Here is an 18,615-nt window from a genome sequence, read left to right as displayed (position 1 = left end):
AATGCCAGCAATGCATACATTGCAATCACCGGAGCGACGAAATGGCGGCCCTTACCATTCGAAACCTGACCGACAGCACGAAGCAGGGACTGCGCCTGCGCGCTGCCCAGCGCGGAGCATCCATGGAGGACGAGGTACGTTCGATCCTGCGCCTCGTCGTTGAGGCCGGTCTTTCTCTCGACGACCTCGCGGCGAAGAGGGAAGCCGGCTCTCACGCCAGTGCATGGCACGCTATCCAGACGCTGCGGGACAAATACGGGACGTTCGATCTGGAGCTTCCGGAGCGGACCGATCTGGCCGGATCGCGCGGCGTTTTCGCTGACGATTGAGCCATGGCATTCGCGCTCGACACCAATGTCGTGTCGGAAATGACGCGCCCCACGCCGGACAGCGGCGTTGTAGGCTGGTTGGAGAGAACGCCGAGATCCTCGCTTTTCCTGCCGTCGGTCGTGATCGCCGAACTGTACGCCGGCATCGAAATCATGCCGCAAGGCAAACGGCGCGACTCTCTGGCAAAATTCGTCTCGGATTTCGTGGCTCAGGCGCCATCGCACCATGTACTGGCTTTCGGGTTGCGTGAGGCCGTTCACTATGCCGAGATTGTTGCCTCCCGACGCAGGATCGGCCGCGAGATGAAGCTGCTCGACGCCCAGATCGCCGCAATCGCAGCGGCGAACGGCTTCGCCGTCGTTACGCGCAACGTTCGGGATTTCGAGAATTGCGGCGTGGACATCATCAATCCATGGGCGGTTTCATGACCCTTTCCGGCAAGCGCATCCTGCTGATCGTCGGCGGCGGCATCGCCGCCTACAAGACGCTCGAGCTGATCCGCCGCCTGCGCGAGCGCGGAGCCGCGGTGCGGGCGGTGATGACGGCGGCGGCACAGCAATTCGTCACGCCGCTTTCGGTCGGCACCCTGACGGCCGACCGCGTCTTCACCGACCTGTTCGACCGCGACGACGAGCACGACGTCGGCCATATCCGCCTGTCGCGCGAGGCCGACCTGATCATCGTCGCCCCAGCCAGCGCCGACCTGATGGCGAAGCTGGCGACCGGTCTTGCCAGCGACCTCGCCTCCGCCGTGCTGCTCGCCACCGACAAGAAGGTGCTGATGGCGCCGGCGATGAATCCGAGGATGTGGGATCATCCGGCGACGCGGCGCAACCGCGCCACGCTGGCGAAGGACGGCGTCGCCTTCGTCGGCCCCAATCGCGGCGAGATGGCCGAGAGCGGCGAAGCGGGCGAGGGCCGCATGGCCGAGCCGCTGGAGATCGTGGCTGCCATCGAGGCTGAACTGGCGTCGGCGCCAGCCCCGCTTTCCGGGAGAAAGATCATCGTCACCTCGGGTCCGACGCACGAGCCGATCGATCCGGTGCGCTACATCGCCAACCGCTCGTCCGGCAAGCAGGGGCACGCCATTGCCGAGGCGCTCGCCGGACTAGGCGCCGAGGTCCTGCTGGTGTCCGGCCCGGTCAACGTGCCGGATCCGGCTGGTGTGCGGACCATCCATGTGGAGACCGCGCGCGCGATGATGCAGGCGGTTGAGGCCGCCCTGCCGGCCGATGCGGCCGTGTTCGTCGCCGCCGTCGCCGACTGGCGCAGCGACGCGGCCGCCGGGGAGAAGATCAAGAAGGTCGCCGGCGAGGGTCCGCCGGTGCTGCGCATGGTGGAGAACCCGGATATCCTCGCCACCATCGGCCACCACGCGCGTCGGCCCTATCTGGTCGTCGGCTTCGCCGCCGAGACCCAGGATCTCGTCGCCAACGCCAAGGCCAAGCTGAAGCGCAAGGGCGCCGATTTCATCGTCGCCAACGACGTCAGCGCGGAAGGCGGTGCCATGGGCGGCGACCGTAACCGCGTGCGCATCGTCTCGAAATCCGGCGTCGACGACTGGCCGGAGATGAGCAAGCAGGAGGTGGCGCGGCGGCTGGCCGCGGTAATCGCTGGACGCCTGGCGACCGTCGAGGTCTGATCCCGATCCGGGCCGGTTCAGCGGTCTTCCCCGCAGCTTGGCCTCGACGTGCCACCATCCTGGCTGGCTTTCGGGATAGCTGTGCGACGTCGGCATGAGGTCCGGGTTCCCCGGTTCGTCGAATACGCCGATCAGCAGCGCGACCACCGGCTCGTCGTCGATTGCGCCGATCGTGCTGCCGCACCGGGCGCAGAAGGCGCGGCTGGAATAGGCGGAGGAGCGGAAGGTGGCCGGCGCGCCGCCGGGGCCCGTCCACGTTACCGCATCGCGCGGAAACTCCACCCAGGCGGCGGTCGGCGCCCCGGTGTGCCGCTGGCATATCCTGCACGAGCAGGTGTGCGGCTTGCCCGCGCGACCGTAGGCGCGAAAGCGCACCGATCCGCACAGGCAACCGCCGTCATAGTGGTCCTGTTTCATTTCGGACACGGCGGCCCCCGATTGCTGTCGTAGTGAGGGGTCTCGATCGAACAACCCGCCGCCATGCTTGAACCGCGATCCGAAAATGGTGGTCTTTGAGACAGGATCATGCCCGATAGAACTGGGCCGGGATGGATGGTCCGTCCCGTTCATTCCGCCCTAGGATGCCTAAGATGTGATCGGGCCCTCGCCTTTCTTCCCCGGCGCCGGATCGTCGTCCGTCTTTTGGTCGGCTGCATCCGGCACCGGCGAGTCCGCGCCGGTCTCGTCGCCCGGCAGGGGCGGTCGCGGCGCGCTGCCCTCGACGATGAGCTCGACGATGCCGCGGGCGATCTCACGTTCGCCCATGATCACGGTGTCGGCCCCGAGGCCCTTCAGGTGCTCGACCTCGGCGTCGGAATGAGCGCGGGCGATCACCACGATGCCGGCATTGGCGGCACGCGCCCTCAGGATGATCTGGCCGGCCTCGAAGGCGTTCGGGATGGCGAGCACCAGTCGCTTGGCGCCGGCCGGGTTGGCGGCGGCGAAGACCTCGGCATTGGCGGCGTTGCCTTCCACCACCTCGACGCCGTCGGCATGCAGCCGGGCGATGGTCTTGTCACCGTCCTCGACGACCAGGAAGGGCAGGCCAGCCTGGCGCAGCGACTGCCCGACCAGGCTGCCGACGCGGCCGTAGCCGATGAGGATCGTATGGTCGGTGAGCTGCGTCTGCGGCGGCGGACCGTCATCTTCCTTGGCCGAAGGGGTCGCAAGCTGGCCTGCCTCGGTGGCAGGTCCCGCCGCCTTTGCCTCTGTCGCGCCGGTTCGGGGCGGGAAGCGGCTTTCGATCCAGGGTTTCAGATAGTCGACGGCGGCGAACACCAGCGGATTGAGCAGGATAGACAGGATCGCGCCGGCGAGGATCAGATCCCGGCCCTGCTCGGGCAGCAGGTCGAGGCTGACGCCGAGCTCGGCGAGGATAAAGGAGAATTCGCCGATCTGCGCCAAGCTGGCCGAGATAATCAGCGCGGTGGCGATGGGATAGCGGAAGACGACGACGATCAGGAAGGCGGCGATCGACTTGCCGATGACGATGATGAACAGCGTGCCGAGGATCGGCCAGGTGTCGCGCAGCAGGCTGAGCGGATCGAACAGCATGCCGACCGAGACGAAGAACAGCACCGAGAAGGCGTCCCTGAGCGGCAGCGATTCCTCCGCCGCGCGGTGCGACAGCTCGGATTCGCTCATCACCATGCCGGCGAAGAAGGCGCCGAGCGCCAGCGACACCCCGAACAGCTTGGCCGCGCCGAAGGCGACGCCGAGCGCGATGGCCAGCACCGCAAGCCGGAACAGCTCGCGCGAGCCGGTATGGGCGACGTAGTGCAGGAGCCAGGGAATGACCCGGCGCCCGACCACCAGCATGACGATGACGAAGGCGGCCACCTTGGCGAGCGTTATGCCGAGCGTGCCCCAGACGCCGAGCCCGGAAAACAGCGGCGCCGCCGCCGGCAGGCTGTGGTCGGTTTCCGGCCCGTTGCCGCCGAGCAGGCCGGCGATGGCAGGCAGGATCACCAGCGCGAGCACCATGGCGAGGTCCTCGACGATCAGCCAGCCGACGGCGATGCGCCCGCGCTCGGTCTCGATCATGCGCCGGTCCTGCAGCGCCTTGAGCAGGACCACGGTGCTCGCCACCGAGAGTGCTAGGCCGAAGACCAGTCCGGCGCCCAGCGTCCACCCCATCATCCACGCCAGCCCGGCGCCGAGCGCCGTGGCGAAGCCGATCTGCACCACCGCGCCGGGCACGGCGATCGCGCGTACCGAGAGCAGGTCCTTCAGCGAGAAATGCAGGCCTACGCCGAACATCAGCAGGATCACGCCGATCTCGGCGAGTTCCAGCGCCAGCTCGCGATCGGCGACGAAACCCGGCGTGTGCGGCCCGACCAGAACGCCGGCGATGAGATAGCCCACCAACGGCGGAACCCTGAACCGGTTGGCGATGGCGCCGAAGACGAATGCAAGCCCCAGACCTGCGACGATGGTGGCGATCAGGGGCGTGTCATGTGGCATCGGCGAGGTGGGCCTTTCTGGGCGAGATCAATGGGGGAGAAGCGCCGAAAGCGCCACGTTTCCAATATGGTGTGCAGATCGGCTGGTGTGCAACCCTTGAGAGTCGCTTTTGCCGAATTTCGCATGAGGAATGCTAATTCTGTATGAGAAATCGCTTTTGCGCGACGGCGCCGAGCCGATGCGCGAATTGCGACCGCGGCCATGTGTCGACGAATGCGGTGTCTCGCCAAGCACGGCCTGGCGGCTACGTCCCGTATCGGAAACCGGGATTGTCAACGGGATCCGCGGAACGCGCGTTGCGCGACTCTGGCCTCCTCCCTCCTGGTCGGTTTAGACAAGTCGCTGCCCGTCAGAGGTCAAAGTGCAGCGAAATGCCCGGCCGATAGTAGCGCGGTCTGAATCCGTAGCTGCGGCCGTAGTACCGGCCGCGGTAGCAGTCGCCGTAGTAGTAGCAACGATCACGTGCGTATCGCCGGTAGGCGCGGCGCTCGGCCCGTCGATAGGCACGGCGTTCTGCACGACGCTGCTGCCGCTGCCAGTGACGATAGGTGTGGGACGCCTTGTGCACGTCCGTGCGCCCCTGTTCCGCCATCGGAATGAATGCCGTGGCGGCATTGGTCGGCGCAGGCACTGCTACTGCGAATGAGGCAGCCAAGGCTGTGGCCATCAACCCGGATAGAAGCGTTTTCATCATTGCCTCCTGGTAGGTGCGTCATTGGCTGAAACGAACCCTCCGGAACCCGGTTCCTGCGCGAACATTCACTGTATGTTGCGCCTCGTTTCAGAAAATGCGCATCCTGCCCGGCCAGCTTCGTCCTCACGCCGCCATCAGCATCTTTTCGATTTCCGGAACCGGATGGTTGGTCAGCGTCTTCGGATATTCCGCCACCACCATCGTCTCCACTTCCTTGTGCAGCTTCTTGCGTAATTCCCCCAGAACGAAGGGCGGCGCGATAAGGATCACTTCGTTGAAATCGCCGCGATGCGCCGCCTTGTAGAGCTTCTCCGCGATCTCGTCGGCGAAGCGTTCCTTGGCCATTCTGTGCCAGTCGGTATCCTCGGCGGCGCTGCGGTGGGGAGAGGGACCGTCGTTGAAGCGCCCTGGCTTGTCGGATCCCTGCTCGCGCGTCGGTGGATTTGCCTCGGCGACCTCACGGATGACTTCCAGGTTCGGATGCAGCCCGTCTCCCTTGTTTTCCAGGAACAAGGCCTTCTCGCCGTCGGCTACGACCACCCATGCACCATGCTTCAGTCTGGACGCGGCCATCTGCTTCTCCTTCGATAGGTCGAGGCGCCGAAATGCGCCCTGCGGAGCAACGCGACCCCATCGACCAAGGTTCCTCTCCGCAAAAACGTGCCAGAAAACCACGGTGGAGGAAAAATATTCTTCCTCTCTTCGCGGTCGCGAAAAAGCGATTGCCTGCTGCAAATGGCCGCGCGAGTGTGTTTCTTTAGAAACCCGATGCCCGGGACTACAAGTCTGAATTCCAGCCAGGAAACCTTCGCGCCCCATGTCGCAGCCGTTCGCCAAGCTCAACGCCTTTCCCGTCTTCCTGCGGGTCGAGGGGCGCAGCGTGATCGTCCTCGGTGGCGGCGACGAGGCGCTCGCCAAGGCCCGGCTCGTCGGCCAGTCGAATGCCCGGCTCGTCGTGGTGGCGGAGGATGTCCAGCCTGCCCTGAGGCAATGGGTCGTCGAAAACGGCGCCGAGCTCGTCGAAGCCGGCTATGATCCTGCGCGGCTCGAAGGCGCGGCACTGGTCTTTGCTGCCACGGGCGACGAGGCGCTGGACCGCCGGATATCGGATGATGCACGCCGCTTCGGCATCCCGGTCAACGCCGTGGATCGTCCCGATCTCTGCGATTTCTACACGCCGGCGATCGTCAACCGGGCACCGCTGGTGGTGGCGGTCGGCACCGAAGGCGCCGGGCCGGTGCTGGCCCAGATGGTGCGGGCACGCATCGATGCCATGCTGCCGCCGACCCTCGGCGTGCTGGCGACGCTTGCCGCGTCGTTCCGCGACGCGGCCGAAAAACTGTTCCCTAAGGGGCTGGCGCGCCGCTCCTTCTGGCATGCCTTCTTTTCCGGAGCGCCGGCCCAAGCGCTCGAAGCCGGCGGCGAGGACGAGGCACGCGCGGCCGCCGGCCGGCTCCTGGCCGCGCGCGGCGCTGATTGCGGCCACGTCGCGCTGGTCGGCGCCGGTCCGGGTGCCGAGGATCTGCTGACCTTGCGGGCGCATCGCCTGCTGATGGTGGCCGACGTCATCGTGCATGACGCGCTGGTGCCGGAGGCGGTGATCGCCATGGGTCGGCGCGACGCCGAGCGGCTGCCGGTCGGCAAGCGCAAGGGCTGTCACTCCAAGACGCAAGCCGAGATCAACGCGCTGCTGGTGCGGCTCGGCCGCGAAGGCAAGCGCGTGGTGCGGCTGAAGTCCGGCGATCCGCTGGTGTTCGGCCGCGCCGGCGAGGAAATGCAGGCGCTGCGCGATGCGGACATCTCGTTCGAGGTGGTGCCGGGCGTCACCTCGGCCTTCGCCGCCGCCGCCGATTTCCAGCTGCCGCTGACGCTGCGCGGCGTGACCTCCTCGATGGTGTTCACCACCGGCCACGATCTCAAGGGCAATTCGCTGCCGGACTGGGCGAAGCTGGCGATCTCCGGCGCCACCGTCGCCGTCTATATGGGCCGCTCCGTCGCTGCGGACGTGGCCGGAAGGCTGATGGATGCTGGCCTGTCGCCGGATACCGCCGTCGCCGTGGTCGAGAACGCCAGCCTGCGCGACCGCCGCCGGTTCCATGGAACGCTGGCCGACCTGCCGTCGCTGCAAAGCCGCGACGATCTCGGCGGCCCGGTGATGACCATTATCGGTGACGCGGTCGCCGGCGCCGATTTCTCGCGCTCCGAGCCGCTGGCGGCATACCGGCCTGTTCCGTCTAGTGCCGCGGTCGAGGAGGCGCAGTCATGAAGGTCTTGACCGCCAACCGCCTGACCGACGGCGAGGCCATCTGGTATGCCGGCGCCCGCGGCTGGGCCGAGACCATTGCCGAGGCCGATGTCGCTGGCGACAAGGCCGGGGAAGCCGAACTCGAGGCTGCCGGCAAGGCCGCCTTCGCCAACAATGAGGTTGTCGACGTCGAGTTGATCGACGTCGAGCTGGTCGATGGCTTGATCCGCCCGGTCCGCCTGCGCGAGCGCATCCGCGCCGCCGGCCCGACCAACCGCCTCGACCTCGGAAAACAGGCCAGAACGGCCGCATGACAGGGCCGAGGAGCCCACGGAAGCACGACCATGTACCGTTACGATGAGTTCGACCAGGATTTCGTGAAGGCGCGCGTCGCCGAGTTCACCGACCAGGTGGAGCGGCGTCTTGCCGGCGAGATCACCGAGGAGCAGTTTCGGCCGCTCCGGCTGATGAACGGCGTCTACCTGCAGCTCCACGCCTACATGCTGCGCATCGCCATTCCCTACGGCACGCTGAACACCGGCCAGTTGCGCATGCTGGCTCACATCGCCCGCAGGTACGACAAGGGCTACGGCCACTTCACCACGCGCCAGAACATCCAGTTCAACTGGCCGGCGCTGTCGGACATCCCGGCGATCCTCGCCGACCTCGCCTCGGTCGAGATGCATGCCATCCAGACATCAGGCAACTGCATCCGCAACGTGACGGCCGACCATTTCGCGGGTGCGGCCGCCGACGAGGTCGCCGATCCGCGCCCCTATGCCGAGATTCTCCGGCAGTGGTCGTCGGTGCATCCGGAATTTTCGTATTTGCCCAGGAAATTCAAGATCGCGGTGACCGGCGCCGAGCGCGACCGCGCCGCCATCCAGACGCATGACATCGGCCTGCATCTGAAGAAGAACGCCGAGGGCGAATTGGGCTTTGCCGTCTATGTCGGCGGCGGCCAGGGCCGCACCCCGATGGTCGCCAAGAAGATCCGGGATTTCCTCCCCGAAAAGCACCTGCTCTCCTACGCGACGGCGATCCTGCGCGTCTACAATCTCTACGGACGGCGCGACAACAAGTACAAGGCGCGCATCAAGATCCTGGTGCACGAAACCGGCACGGAAGAATTCGCCCGCCAGGTCGAGGCCGAGTGGGCGGCGCTGAAGGACCAGGAGCTGACGCTGCCCGAGGCGGACATAGCCGCGATCAACGCCTATTTCGCGCCGCCGGCACTCGCCGCGAGGCCGGAAGGAGACGAGGTCGTGAAGCTCGCCCGGCTCGATTCCAAGAGCTTCGCCGACTGGGTCGACCAGAACGTGATCACCCACCGCCGCCCCGACTATGCCGCCGTGACGATTTCGCTCAAGGGCATCGGCGAGGCGCCTGGCGATGCCAGCGACAGCCAGATGGAGGCGGTGGCCGACATCGCCGACCAATACGCTTTCGGCGAAATCCGCGTCAGCCACGAGCAGAACCTGATCCTGCCGCATGTGGCGCGCGCCGATTTGAAGGCCGTCTACGACGCGCTGGTCGAGATCGAACTGGCGACGCCGAATTCCGGCCTAATCACCGACATCATCGCCTGCCCCGGCCTCGACTACTGCGCGCTGGCCAACGCCCGCTCGATCTCGGTGGCGCAGGAAATCTCGCGGCGCTTCGCGTCGCTGGAGCGGCAGCGCGACATCGGCGAGCTGAAGCTGAAGATCTCCGGCTGCATCAACGCCTGCGGCCATCACCATGTCGGCCATATCGGCATCCTGGGCGTCGAGAAGAAGGGCGCCGAGCTCTACCAGGTGACGCTGGGCGGCTCGGCCGACGAGCACACCGCTGTCGGCGAGATCATCGGCCGCGGCTTCGGCCCGGACGAGATCACCGACGCCATCGAGACCGTGGTCGAGACCTATCTCGCCCACAGGCTCGACCGTTCGGAAAATTTCCTCGACGCCTACCGCCGCCTTGGCCCGGCGCCGTTCAAGGAGGCGCTCTATGGTGGCGAAGCCAAGGCAGCCTGAGGACGAGATCGCGGCCGCCGAGGCGGCCGATCTCGACGCCCGTTTCGGCGGGCTGTCGCCGCAGGAGATCATCGCCTGGTCGGCGCGCGACGGCTTTCCCGGCGCCATCGCGGCGGTGTCGTCGTTCGGCGCGGATTCCGCCGTCCTGCTGCACATGATCGCCGAGGTGGATGCCTCGCTGCCGGTCGTGTTCCTCGACACCGGAAAGCATTTCGGCGAGACACTGGATTACCGCGACGCGCTTGCCGCCGATCTCGGGCTCACCGATATCCGCATCGTCACGCCGGACCAGGCCGCGCTCGACCGGCTCGATCCGGACGGCAAGCTGCACCAGTCGGACACCGACGGCTGCTGCGAAATCCGCAAGGTCGAGCCCATGGCGCGCGGCGTCGCGCCGTTCCGCGCCTGGTTCACCGGCAGAAAACGCTTCCAGGCGGCGACCCGCGCCGCCTTGCCGGCGTTCGAGGCGGTCGGGCCGCGCGTCCGCATCAATCCGCTGGCAAGATGGGGCACGAGCGACCTCGCCGACTACATGCGCGCGCATGCGCTGCGCGAGAACCCGCTGGTCGCCTACGGCTATCTCTCCATTGGCTGCTTTCCCTGCACTCAGCCGGTGAAGCCGGGCGAGGACGCGCGCAGCGGCCGCTGGGCCGGCCAGGCCAAGACCGAGTGCGGCATCCATCTGCCGGGCCTGGGCGAGGCGCTCACGACGGCGGCTCACTAAGATAACCGAAACTCTTGCAGCCAGGCCGTTTCGTCCTTCGGCGAGACTGGAAACCAAGCCGAGAATAAGCCATATGCTCGCCCTGATGACCGAAGCGAAGAACGAGACCGCCGCGGCGCCGCCGCGCCTGTGGACACCCGAAGGGTTCCGCGAGGACGAGTGGCAGCATGCGGACAACGCCGAGGCGCTTGCCGGCAACGGCCGCTTCATCCTGCCGCTGCAAGTGTTCCTCGACCTCGGTCCGGTGGTGCGCAAATCGGCCAGGGAACGGCTGGGCGTATTGCTGATGCCGGCCGATCCGGTGGAGAAGATCGCCGGGCTGCTGGACGACCTGTCGCTGGTGGCGCTGGCCTTCCCGGCCTTCAATGACGGCCGCAGCTTTTCCAAGGCCGAGCTGCTGCGCAGCCGCCACGGTTTTGCCGGTGCGGTCCGGGCGACCGGCCAGGTTCTGGTCGACCAGTTGCCGCACATGCTGCGTCTCGGCTTCGACGAATTCGAGATCAGCCACCCGGTGCTGATCCGCCGGCTGGAAGAGGGCCGCGTCGGCGGTCTTGGCCTCTATTACCAGCCGACGGCCACGCCGGCCGGGGCGCCCGCCAAGGGTGCGGGGTACTCCTGGCGGCGGTCGCGCTGATCCGGGCTGGGTCGGCGCCGCAGCGATCTCTGTAGGTCGACGAGCTTCATGGTCGCAATCTGGTCAGACCAGATTGCATTCGGCATTTTCCCGACATACCATGATGCCGTTTATTTCGATGCTCGAAGTAAATGCGCCGGACTGGGAGGATGAGGATGCCTGGCAAGAAGATACTGATGCTCGTTGGCGACTTCAGCGAGGAGTACGAGATTTTCGTGTTCGAGCAGGCGATGCACGCCGTCGGACATACGGTGCACGTCGTCTGCCCCGACAAGAAGGCGGGCGAGGTGCTGAAAACATCGCTGCATGATTTCGAGGGCCACCAGACCTATACGGAAAAGCTCGGCCACGACTACTATCTGAACAAGACCTTCGCCGAGGTCGATCCGGCTGCCTATGACGCCGTCTATTGCGCCGGCGGCCGCGGCCCGGAATACATCCGCATCGACAGCAGAGTGCAAGCGATCGTCCGCCACTTCCACGAGACGGGCAAGCCGATCTTCACCATCTGCCACGGCGTCCAGATCCTGATCGCGGTGGACGGCGTGGTGCGCGGCAAGGAGGTCGCCGCGCTTCAGTATTGCGAGCCGGAAGTGACGCTGGCGGGCGGCAAATACATCGACGTGACGCCGACCGGCGCCCATGTCGATGGCAATCTCGTCTCCGCCAAGGGCTGGACGGGCCTCGCGGCCTTCATGCGCGAGTGCCTGAAGGTCCTCGGCACGGACATATCGCATGGGCAGGTGCTGATGGCCGAGACGCGCCGCGCCGCATGAAGCAGGGGCTGACGCGAAGGCGGCATGACGGCCGCCGGCCGTTCCTCATTGAGGCTGGGCGGCCGGCGTCGGCCGGCCGGCGTCCGCCTCTTCGACGGCTCGATCCAGCTGGTGCAGGAGCTTTACAAAGCGCTCTGGCAGTTCGGGATCGACGGCATAGGTGGGGAGCGTGCCGACGAAGCGGCGCAGCTGGGCGCTCCGCATCTGGCGGCGGAACTCTGACTTCACATCCCCGGGTTTCTTTTCGTGTTTGCCAAACATGACGTCGCTAACCTGTTGTTGGCAAAGGAACCCGTGCAGTCTCGAATGGTTCCTGCAATGTAGGATTGCGTTCCCGGCATGGTAAAAATTGCGTAAAATTTGAGTCGAATTGCCGGCAAGCGGCTTGCGCATCTTCTCGGATGCCGGTCCGTTGCCCCCGGCACGTTCACAAGCCCTTGATTTTTGCCCGGGCAGCATCGATATCCGGCGCAAATCCGAACGGTTTGCAGGAATAGGAAAGAGAATGAGCGATCAGGCTAAAGACGAACGCGTGCTCGAGGAAGGCGTCGCGGTCGAGCAGGCTGCCGAAGCGGCGCCGGCACCTGGCCAGGATGGCGATTACGAGGCGCTGGTTCGGCTGCTGAAGGAGAACGAGGAGCTGAAGGATCGCGCGCTGCGCGCCGCCGCCGAGATGGAGAATCTGCGCCGCCGCACGGCGCGCGAGATTCAGGACGCGCGGACCTATGCCGCCGCCAATTTCGCGCGCGACATGCTTTCGGTCTCCGACAATCTGAGCCGCGCCCTGCAGGCGGTCGCGCCGGAGGCGAAGGCGGCCGACCCCAGCCTCGCCGCGCTTGTGGAGGGCGTTGAGATGACCGAGCGCTCGATGCTGTCGACGCTGGAGCGTCACGGCGTGAAGAGGCTGGAGCCGCTGGGCGAGAAGTTCGATCCGCATTTCCACCAGGCAATGTTCGAGGTGCCGAACCCCGACATCGCCGCCAACACGGTGGTGCAGGTGGTGCAGCCCGGCTATTCGATCGGCGAGCGCGTGCTGCGCCCTGCCATGGTCGGCGTCTCCAAGGGCGGCCCGCGCGCGGCCGCCAATGAGGGCGCGACCGAGCCGGGGCCGATCAACGAGCAGGCCGAGAAGGATGCGTGAGCGAGCGAATAGCGAATAGGGAATAGCGAATAGAGATTGACCCTTCGCTTCAACCGACGACTGTCGCTATTCGCTATTCGTTCCTTGATCTGGCGCGGCTGCCACCGCTGCGCTAGCAAGATCGCATGAACTGGCTTCAGGTCCTCGATTATGCCGGCGTTGCCGTGTTCGCGGCGACCGGGGCCCTGGCCGCCTCGCGCAAGCAGCTCGACATCGTCGGTTTCCTGTTCCTTGCCAGCGTCACCGGCATCGGCGGCGGCACGGTCCGCGACCTCATCCTCGACGTCCCTGTCTTCTGGGTGCTCGACCACGCTTATGTGCTCGTCTGCGCCGGCATCGGCGTGCTCGTCTTCTTCGCTGCGCACCGGCTCGAGTCGCGCTACAGGCTGCTGCTGTGGCTGGACGCAGTTGGCATGTCTGCCTATGCCGCGCTCGGCGCTGCCAAGGGGCTCGCGGCCACCGGATCGCCCATCGTGGCCATTGTCATGGGCATGCTGACGGCGACGCTGGGCGGCATCCTGCGCGATCTTCTGGCAGGCGAGCCCTCGGTGCTGCTGCGCCCGGAAATCTACGTCACCGCCGCCCTGGCCGGCGCCGCCGTCTTCACGCTCGCCGATCTCGGCGGCCTCCCCGACGTTGCCTCGGCGCTGCTCGCCTTCGCCACGGCTTTCGCCGTGCGCGGCGGCGCGCTGTGGTTCGGCTGGCGCATTCCGGCCTACCGCAATCGGCCCGGCCGGCGTCCGGAGGATGTTCCGTAGGACGGTCGAGCCGAGCCTGCGGCTCCTATGATCTCGGAGCCTCGATCGCCTCGATCAGCAGCCGCGCCGCCTCGGTCGCGAAAATTTCGTCGTTGATGTCCGTGTCGAGATCGACCACTCGCACCGTGCCGCTCAGACCGGCCTTCAGCGCGGCGAACAGGGCGGCGTCGGCGGCCGGGTCGTGGAACGGCTTGCCCTCCACGTCGATGGACGACACGCCGCGCCGCGGGATCATGAAGACGGTCGGGCCCTCGGCCTTGTTGAGCTTTGCCGCGATTCTCCTGCCCAGTTCTGCGTTCTCCTCCGCGGTCGTGCGCATCAGCGTCACCAGCGGGTTGTGCCGATAGAAGGCGCGGCCGGCATATTTCGTCGGAACGGTCTCGGGCGCGCCGAAATTCACCATGTCGAGCGCGCCGGCCGACACCACCTGCGGGATACCGGCCGCGCCGGCCGCTTCCAGCCGGTCGGGTCCGGCGCTGAGCACGCCGCCGGCAAGCTCGTCCGCCAGTTCTGTCGTGGTGATGTCGAGCACGCCGGCGATGAAGCCGGCGCGGATGAGTTCCTCCATCGTGCGCCCGCCCGTGCCGGTGGCGTGGAAAACCAGCACCTCATAGCCGGCCTGCTCCAGCATCTCGCGTGCCTTGGTCACGCAGGACGTCGTCACCCCGAACATGGTGGCGGCTATGAGCGGCCTCTGCTCCTCGGGCTCGGTGCGCCAGGCCTTGACCATGCCGGCAATGGCGCCCGCGGCATTGGCGAGGATCTGCGACGACAGCCGGTTGATGCCGGATATGTCGACGACCGCCGGCATGATGGTGACGTCCTTGACGCCGACCAGCGGGCGCGTGTCGCCGGCCGCCAGCGTCGACACCAGCAGCTTGGGGAAGCCGACCGGCAACGCCTGCATGGCCGCCGCCGCGACGGACGACCCGCCGCCACCGCCCATGGCGACGATGCCGTGGATACGGCCCTCGGCGGCGAGCCGCGCCGCGACGACGGCGGCGCCCTTGCTCATCACGGCCATCGCCTCGCCACGATCCTTTTTCGCCGCCAGCGTTTTGAGGTCGCCGCCTCCGGCAGCCGCCACTTCGGCGGCCGCGATATCCGGCGTGAAGGAAGACCTGAACACGCCGACGTCGATGGTCAGTGTCTCCACGCCCTGCGCTTCGACCTGCTGCCTGAGAAAAGCGTATTCGACGCCCTTGCTGTCGAAGGTGCCGAGTATGGCGACGACTTTCTTCATGCGAGCACCCGTTGAACGGAACGGCCCTGCCGCCGCTAGCCGACCTTGCCGCCGAGTTCGTCCTCGACATGGGCGCGCACGATCTCGTCGAACGAGGTTTCCGCGCGGAAGCCGAGCGCCTCCGCCCGCCGCGCGTCGAAGCGGCCCGGCCAGCCGGCCACCATGCGGGCAATGGCCTCATTCGGCTCGCGCCGGATCAGCCTCACCGCCTTGTCGCCGGCGACGCGGCGCAGCGCCTCGATCTCCTCGCCCACGGTGGCGGAGAGGCCGGGCATTGTGAGGTTGCGGCGCTGGCCGAGCGGTGCAAGCTCGATCGTCGCCGCATGCTCGAGGAAGCCGATGGCCGCGCGCGGGCTGGCGAACCAGTGGCGCACTGTCTCCGCGACCGGCAGCACCGCCTCCTCGCCGACCAGCGGCTCGCGCAGGATGTTGGAGAAGAAGCCGGAGGCCGCCTTGTTCGGCTTGCCTGGCCGGATGCAGATGGTCGGCAGGCGGATGCCGATGCCGTCCAGGAAACCGCGCCGGCTGTAGTCGGCGAGCAGCAGCTCGCCGATCGCTTTCTGCGTGCCGTAGCTGGTCGCCGGCGTCGTGAAGAACTCGTCGCCGATCGCCTCGGGGAACGGCGCGCCGAACACCGCGATGGACGAGGAGAAGACGACGCGCGGCCGGTAAGGCGCCTTGATCCCCTCTTGTCTGATCGCCTCGAACAGGAAACGCGTGCCATCGAGATTGATGCGGTAGCCTTTGTCGAAATCGGTCTCGGCTTCGCCCGACACGATGGCCGCGAGGTGGAAGATCACGTCCGGCCGGGTCGAGACCAGCTTCTCGCTCGCGCCGGGAGCCGAAAGATCGGTGACGGCTGCGACGGCCGGCACGTTGCCGCCGGGCAGCGCCGGCTCGACCACGTCGACCAGCGTCATCCGCGCAACCTCCGTGCCGCCCAGCCGCCCCGTCTGGGCAAGGCGCATGGCGAACTTGCGGCCGACCATACCGGCCGCTCCGATGATCATGACGTGCATCTGGCTGATTTCTCCCGGACTTCGATCTTTGATCTTTTCAGACACATAGCTTGGATCGAAGGCTCATGCACGGGCAAGTTTCGGCATGGTCCTCCGGCCGCCTGCCGCGGCTGTCGTGGCGACCGGCATCGCTAACGACGCGGCTGCTCGCCGGAGATTGAAGACGATACGATGGCGGCGGCCTTGCCTCGCAGGGCCGAGTCGAGCATGAAGGCGCGTTTCGGCAGGCTCCCAGGAGGGCTTAGGATTGGCACGGCAACGGGCAGACGCACTTCTCTCGGCCTTCCGCGACCGGCAGGCGACCGTCGCCGTCATCGGACTGGGCTATGTCGGCCTGCCGCTGGTCAAGGCGGTAGTCGAGGCGGGCTTCACCGGCATCGGCATCGACATCGATCCCGACAAAATCCGCATGCTGCATGAGGGCGTCGCCTATCTCAGGCATTTCGACCCGGCCTATTTCGCCGGGAGAATCGCGGAGGGCCGGCTCGCCTGCACGACCGACTTCTCCGCCGTCGCCGGCGCCGACGCGATCGTCATCTGCGTGCCCACCCCGTTGACGAAGCACCGGGAGCCGGATCTCTCCTATGTGGCGAACACGGCGCGGTCGATCGTGCCGCATCTGCGCAAGGACCAGCTCGTCGTGCTGGAATCGACGACCTATCCAGGGACCACGCAGGACCTGCTGGTTCCGGCGCTGGAGCAGAGCGGGCTGAAGAGCGGCACCGATTTCTTCGTCGCCTTCAGCCCGGAGCGCGAAGACCCCGGCAATCCCGACTACGGCACGCAGTCGATCCCCAAGGTTGTCGGCGGCGCCGACCCCGTCGCGCTGGAACTGGCGGTCGCGCTCTACGACCAGATCGTGGTGAAGACGGTGCCTGTGTCCTCCACCGCCGCCGCCGAGGCGGTGAAGATCACCGAGAACATCTTTCGCGCCGTCAACATCGCGCTGGTCAATGAGCTGAAGCTGATCTACGGCGCCATGGGCATCGACGTGTGGGAGGTCATCGACGCGGCCAAGACCAAGCCGTTCGGCTTCATGCCCTTCTATCCCGGTCCCGGGCTGGGCGGCCACTGCATCCCGATTGACCCCTTCTATCTTACCTGGAAGGCGCGCGAGTTCGACATGTCGACCCGCCTGGTGGAGCTCGCCGGCGAGATCAATACGGCGATGCCGGGCCACGTCGTGACCGTCTGCATGGAAGCGCTGAACGCCCGCTTCGCCAAGGGGCTGAAGGGCGGCAGGGTACTGCTGGTCGGGCTCGCCTACAAGAAAAATGTCGGCGACATCCGCGAGAGCCCCGGCCTGACCCTGATCCGGCTTCTGGAGGAGCGCGGCGCGAAAGTCGACTACCTCGACCCGCACGTGCCGCAGATCACCATGACGCGCGAGCATCCCGAATATGCCGGCCGCGGCTCGGTCGCCGCCGATGCCTCCTTCGCAGGCTACGACCTCACGCTGATCGCGACCGATCACGACGCGGTCGACTATGCCCGTCTGGTCTCCGAGAGCCGGCTGGTCGTCGACACCCGCAACGTCTGCGAGCGCAAGGGCGTCTCGTCCGCCAACGTGGTCAAGGCCTGACGGCGGCCCGCAGCCACCCGTCACTGCCTACACGCAACGTATCGGCCGGAAAATGCACGTGTTTTGACTTGGCGGTGCAGACCGGCGATAGGACGGCCGCGCCGTCTCCAGCCGGTGGCCGCCAGTGCGATTCGAACACGGTCCGGAACTTCTTCATGACAAGAAAGCCGCTTCGCTTCATCGACCTCGTTGCCCAGCAGGAAAAGATCAAGACGAAGGTCGACGCGGCGATCCAGCGCGTGCTCGCCCACGGCGCCTACATCCTCGGCCCCGAGGTCGGAGAATTCGAGGCGGCGCTCAGCGCCTTCTGCGGCGCGAAGCATTCTATCGGCTGCTCCAACGGCACAGATGCGCTCACGCTTTGCCTGATGGCGAAGGGAATCAAGCCGGGACAGGCTGTGTTCTGTCCGAGCTTCACCTTCGCCGCGACTGCCGAGGTCGTCGCCATGCTCGGCGCCACGCCGTTCTTCGTCGACATCCACGAGGACACCTTCAACCTCGATCCCGCGAGCCTCAAGACGGCGATTGCCCAGGCCAAGAAGGACGGCCTGTCGCTCGCCGGCGTGATCTCCGTCGACCTGTTCGGCCAGCCGGCCGACTATGCCGAGATCGAGCCGATCGTGGCGAACGAGGGCATGTGGCTGATCAGCGATGCCGCGCAGGGTTTCGGCGGCACCTATCGCGATCGCAAGGTCGGCACCATTGGCGCCATGACGGCGACCAGCTTCTTCCCGGCCAAGCCGCTCGGCGCCTATGGCGACGGCGGCGCCATCTTCACCGACGACGACGAGACGGATGCGGTGCTGCGCTCGCTGCTGGTCCACGGCCAGGGCACGGACAAATACGACAACGTCCGCATCGGCATGAACGGTCGCCTGGACACGCTGCAGGCCGCCATCCTGATCGAGAAGCTGAAGATATTTCCCGACGAGATCGTCGCACGCAATCGCATCGCCGCAGCCTACAATGACGGGCTGCGCGACGTCGCCGTCGTGCCGGCGGTGCTCGACGGCTGCACCTCCACCTGGGCGCAGTACACGATCCGGGCCCGCGGCAAGGATCGCGGCGCCGTGCTGGCGCGGCTGAAGGATAAGGGCGTGCCGACGGCGGTCTATTATCCGAAGCCGCTGCACCGGCAGACGGCCTACAAGCATTTCCCGGTCGCCGGCAACGGCCTGCCGGTCAGCGACCGGGTGGCCGAGGACGTCTTCAGCCTGCCTATGCACCCTTATCTGGAAGCCGACGACCAGGGCTACATCATCGACAGCGTGCGCGAGGCGCTGGCGGCTTAGCAGCCGATGTTGATCCCACTTGAACTCCAAAACGACCCATAATAGTTATTGGCTGTC

Annotated in this window: 19 protein-coding genes and 1 pseudogene; 14 read left to right on the top strand and 6 right to left on the bottom strand. The window is 66.6% G+C overall.

Features of this window, described 5'->3' with window-relative positions; translation table 11 throughout:
* Positions 1 to 41 precede the first annotated feature (41 nt).
* The 3 genes from C7I84_RS30400 to coaBC are packed head-to-tail and all read left to right on the top strand — an operon-like array spanning position 42 to position 1,972.
* Positions 42 to 329 (top strand): FitA-like ribbon-helix-helix domain-containing protein, encoded by a 288-nt coding sequence (locus C7I84_RS30400; protein WP_106774516.1) that lies wholly within the window; start codon positions 42 to 44, stop codon positions 327 to 329.
* Between the two features lie 3 nt (positions 330 to 332).
* On the top strand, positions 333 to 758 hold the full coding sequence (locus tag C7I84_RS22760) for a type II toxin-antitoxin system VapC family toxin (protein WP_106774515.1): 426 nt from the start codon (positions 333 to 335) through the stop codon (positions 756 to 758).
* A complete protein-coding gene (gene coaBC / locus C7I84_RS22755) occupies positions 755 to 1,972 on the top strand; it encodes a bifunctional phosphopantothenoylcysteine decarboxylase/phosphopantothenate--cysteine ligase CoaBC (protein WP_106774562.1) in 1,218 nt (405 codons plus the stop codon). The genes C7I84_RS22760 and coaBC overlap by 4 nt, the downstream gene beginning before the upstream one ends.
* 135 nt (positions 1,973 to 2,107) lie before the next feature.
* On the opposite strand, the pseudogene C7I84_RS22750 reads toward coaBC, so the two are convergent.
* The 4 genes and pseudogenes from C7I84_RS22750 to C7I84_RS22735 all read right to left on the bottom strand — a co-directional run.
* Positions 2,108 to 2,389: pseudogene (locus C7I84_RS22750) on the bottom strand (GFA family protein); the annotation flags it as partial.
* A 168-nt stretch (positions 2,390 to 2,557) separates the two neighbouring features.
* Positions 2,558 to 4,435, bottom strand: a complete 1,878-nt coding sequence (locus tag C7I84_RS22745; protein WP_106774514.1) for a cation:proton antiporter domain-containing protein — start codon at positions 4,433 to 4,435, stop codon at positions 2,558 to 2,560.
* A 349-nt stretch (positions 4,436 to 4,784) separates the two neighbouring features.
* The gene (locus C7I84_RS22740; protein ID WP_245428572.1) at positions 4,785 to 5,126 is read right to left on the bottom strand and encodes a hypothetical protein; all 342 of its coding nucleotides are present in this window, start codon (positions 5,124 to 5,126) and stop codon (positions 4,785 to 4,787) included.
* 126 nt (positions 5,127 to 5,252) lie between these two features.
* On the bottom strand, positions 5,253 to 5,702 hold the full coding sequence (locus C7I84_RS22735) for a baeRF12 domain-containing protein (RefSeq protein WP_106774512.1): 450 nt from the start codon (positions 5,700 to 5,702) through the stop codon (positions 5,253 to 5,255).
* A gap of 244 nt (positions 5,703 to 5,946) precedes the next feature.
* Here C7I84_RS22735 and cysG point away from each other — a divergent pair, with 244 nt between their 5' ends.
* The 9 genes from cysG (at position 5,947) to C7I84_RS22690 (ending at position 13,422) form a co-directional block, all read left to right on the top strand.
* Positions 5,947 to 7,395, top strand: coding sequence for a siroheme synthase CysG (cysG, locus tag C7I84_RS22730; protein WP_106774511.1), 1,449 nt, complete (start codon positions 5,947 to 5,949; stop codon positions 7,393 to 7,395).
* Positions 7,392 to 7,688, top strand: a complete 297-nt coding sequence (locus tag C7I84_RS22725) for a DUF2849 domain-containing protein (RefSeq protein WP_106774510.1) — start codon at positions 7,392 to 7,394, stop codon at positions 7,686 to 7,688. The genes cysG and C7I84_RS22725 overlap by 4 nt, the downstream gene beginning before the upstream one ends.
* 30 nt (positions 7,689 to 7,718) lie before the next feature.
* Positions 7,719 to 9,389: a nitrite/sulfite reductase gene (locus C7I84_RS22720; protein WP_106774509.1), complete on the top strand. Its 1,671-nt coding sequence runs from the start codon at positions 7,719 to 7,721 to the stop codon at positions 9,387 to 9,389.
* Positions 9,364 to 10,113, top strand: coding sequence for a phosphoadenylyl-sulfate reductase (locus tag C7I84_RS22715; RefSeq protein ID WP_106774508.1), 750 nt, complete (start codon positions 9,364 to 9,366; stop codon positions 10,111 to 10,113). Before C7I84_RS22720 ends, C7I84_RS22715 begins: the two co-directional genes overlap by 26 nt.
* A gap of 85 nt (positions 10,114 to 10,198) precedes the next feature.
* Positions 10,199 to 10,747, top strand: coding sequence for a DUF934 domain-containing protein (locus tag C7I84_RS22710; RefSeq protein ID WP_106774561.1), 549 nt, complete (start codon positions 10,199 to 10,201; stop codon positions 10,745 to 10,747).
* 155 nt (positions 10,748 to 10,902) lie between these two features.
* Positions 10,903 to 11,523: a DJ-1/PfpI family protein gene (locus tag C7I84_RS22705; RefSeq protein WP_106774507.1), complete on the top strand. Its 621-nt coding sequence runs from the start codon at positions 10,903 to 10,905 to the stop codon at positions 11,521 to 11,523.
* Between the two features lie 24 nt (positions 11,524 to 11,547).
* Positions 11,548 to 11,745, top strand: a complete 198-nt coding sequence (locus C7I84_RS30160) for a hypothetical protein (protein ID WP_165816179.1) — start codon at positions 11,548 to 11,550, stop codon at positions 11,743 to 11,745.
* A gap of 283 nt (positions 11,746 to 12,028) precedes the next feature.
* Positions 12,029 to 12,664, top strand: coding sequence for a nucleotide exchange factor GrpE (gene grpE / locus C7I84_RS22695; protein WP_106774506.1), 636 nt, complete (start codon positions 12,029 to 12,031; stop codon positions 12,662 to 12,664).
* A gap of 125 nt (positions 12,665 to 12,789) precedes the next feature.
* On the top strand, positions 12,790 to 13,422 hold the full coding sequence (locus C7I84_RS22690; RefSeq protein WP_106774505.1) for a trimeric intracellular cation channel family protein: 633 nt from the start codon (positions 12,790 to 12,792) through the stop codon (positions 13,420 to 13,422).
* 25 nt (positions 13,423 to 13,447) lie between these two features.
* On the opposite strand, the gene C7I84_RS22685 is transcribed toward C7I84_RS22690, so the two are convergent.
* Positions 13,448 to 14,665, bottom strand: coding sequence for a Tm-1-like ATP-binding domain-containing protein (locus C7I84_RS22685; RefSeq protein ID WP_106774504.1), 1,218 nt, complete (start codon positions 14,663 to 14,665; stop codon positions 13,448 to 13,450).
* Between the two features lie 35 nt (positions 14,666 to 14,700).
* Positions 14,701 to 15,684, bottom strand: a complete 984-nt coding sequence (gene denD / locus C7I84_RS22680; protein ID WP_106774503.1) for a D-erythronate dehydrogenase — start codon at positions 15,682 to 15,684, stop codon at positions 14,701 to 14,703.
* 247 nt (positions 15,685 to 15,931) lie between these two features.
* Here denD and C7I84_RS22675 point away from each other — a divergent pair, with 247 nt between their 5' ends.
* The gene (locus C7I84_RS22675; RefSeq protein ID WP_106774502.1) at positions 15,932 to 17,266 is read left to right on the top strand and encodes a nucleotide sugar dehydrogenase; all 1,335 of its coding nucleotides are present in this window, start codon (positions 15,932 to 15,934) and stop codon (positions 17,264 to 17,266) included.
* A gap of 155 nt (positions 17,267 to 17,421) precedes the next feature.
* Positions 17,422 to 18,558, top strand: a complete 1,137-nt coding sequence (locus C7I84_RS22670) for a DegT/DnrJ/EryC1/StrS family aminotransferase (protein WP_106774559.1) — start codon at positions 17,422 to 17,424, stop codon at positions 18,556 to 18,558.
* The last annotated feature ends 57 nt before the right edge of the window (positions 18,559 to 18,615 follow it).

It is taken from the genome of Kumtagia ephedrae (assembly GCF_003012745.1).
GTDB classification, from domain to species: domain Bacteria; phylum Pseudomonadota; class Alphaproteobacteria; order Rhizobiales; family Rhizobiaceae; genus Kumtagia; species Kumtagia ephedrae.
Note: the sequence above shows the minus strand (reverse complement) of the source record. Positions and strands in the feature narration are given on the sequence as shown.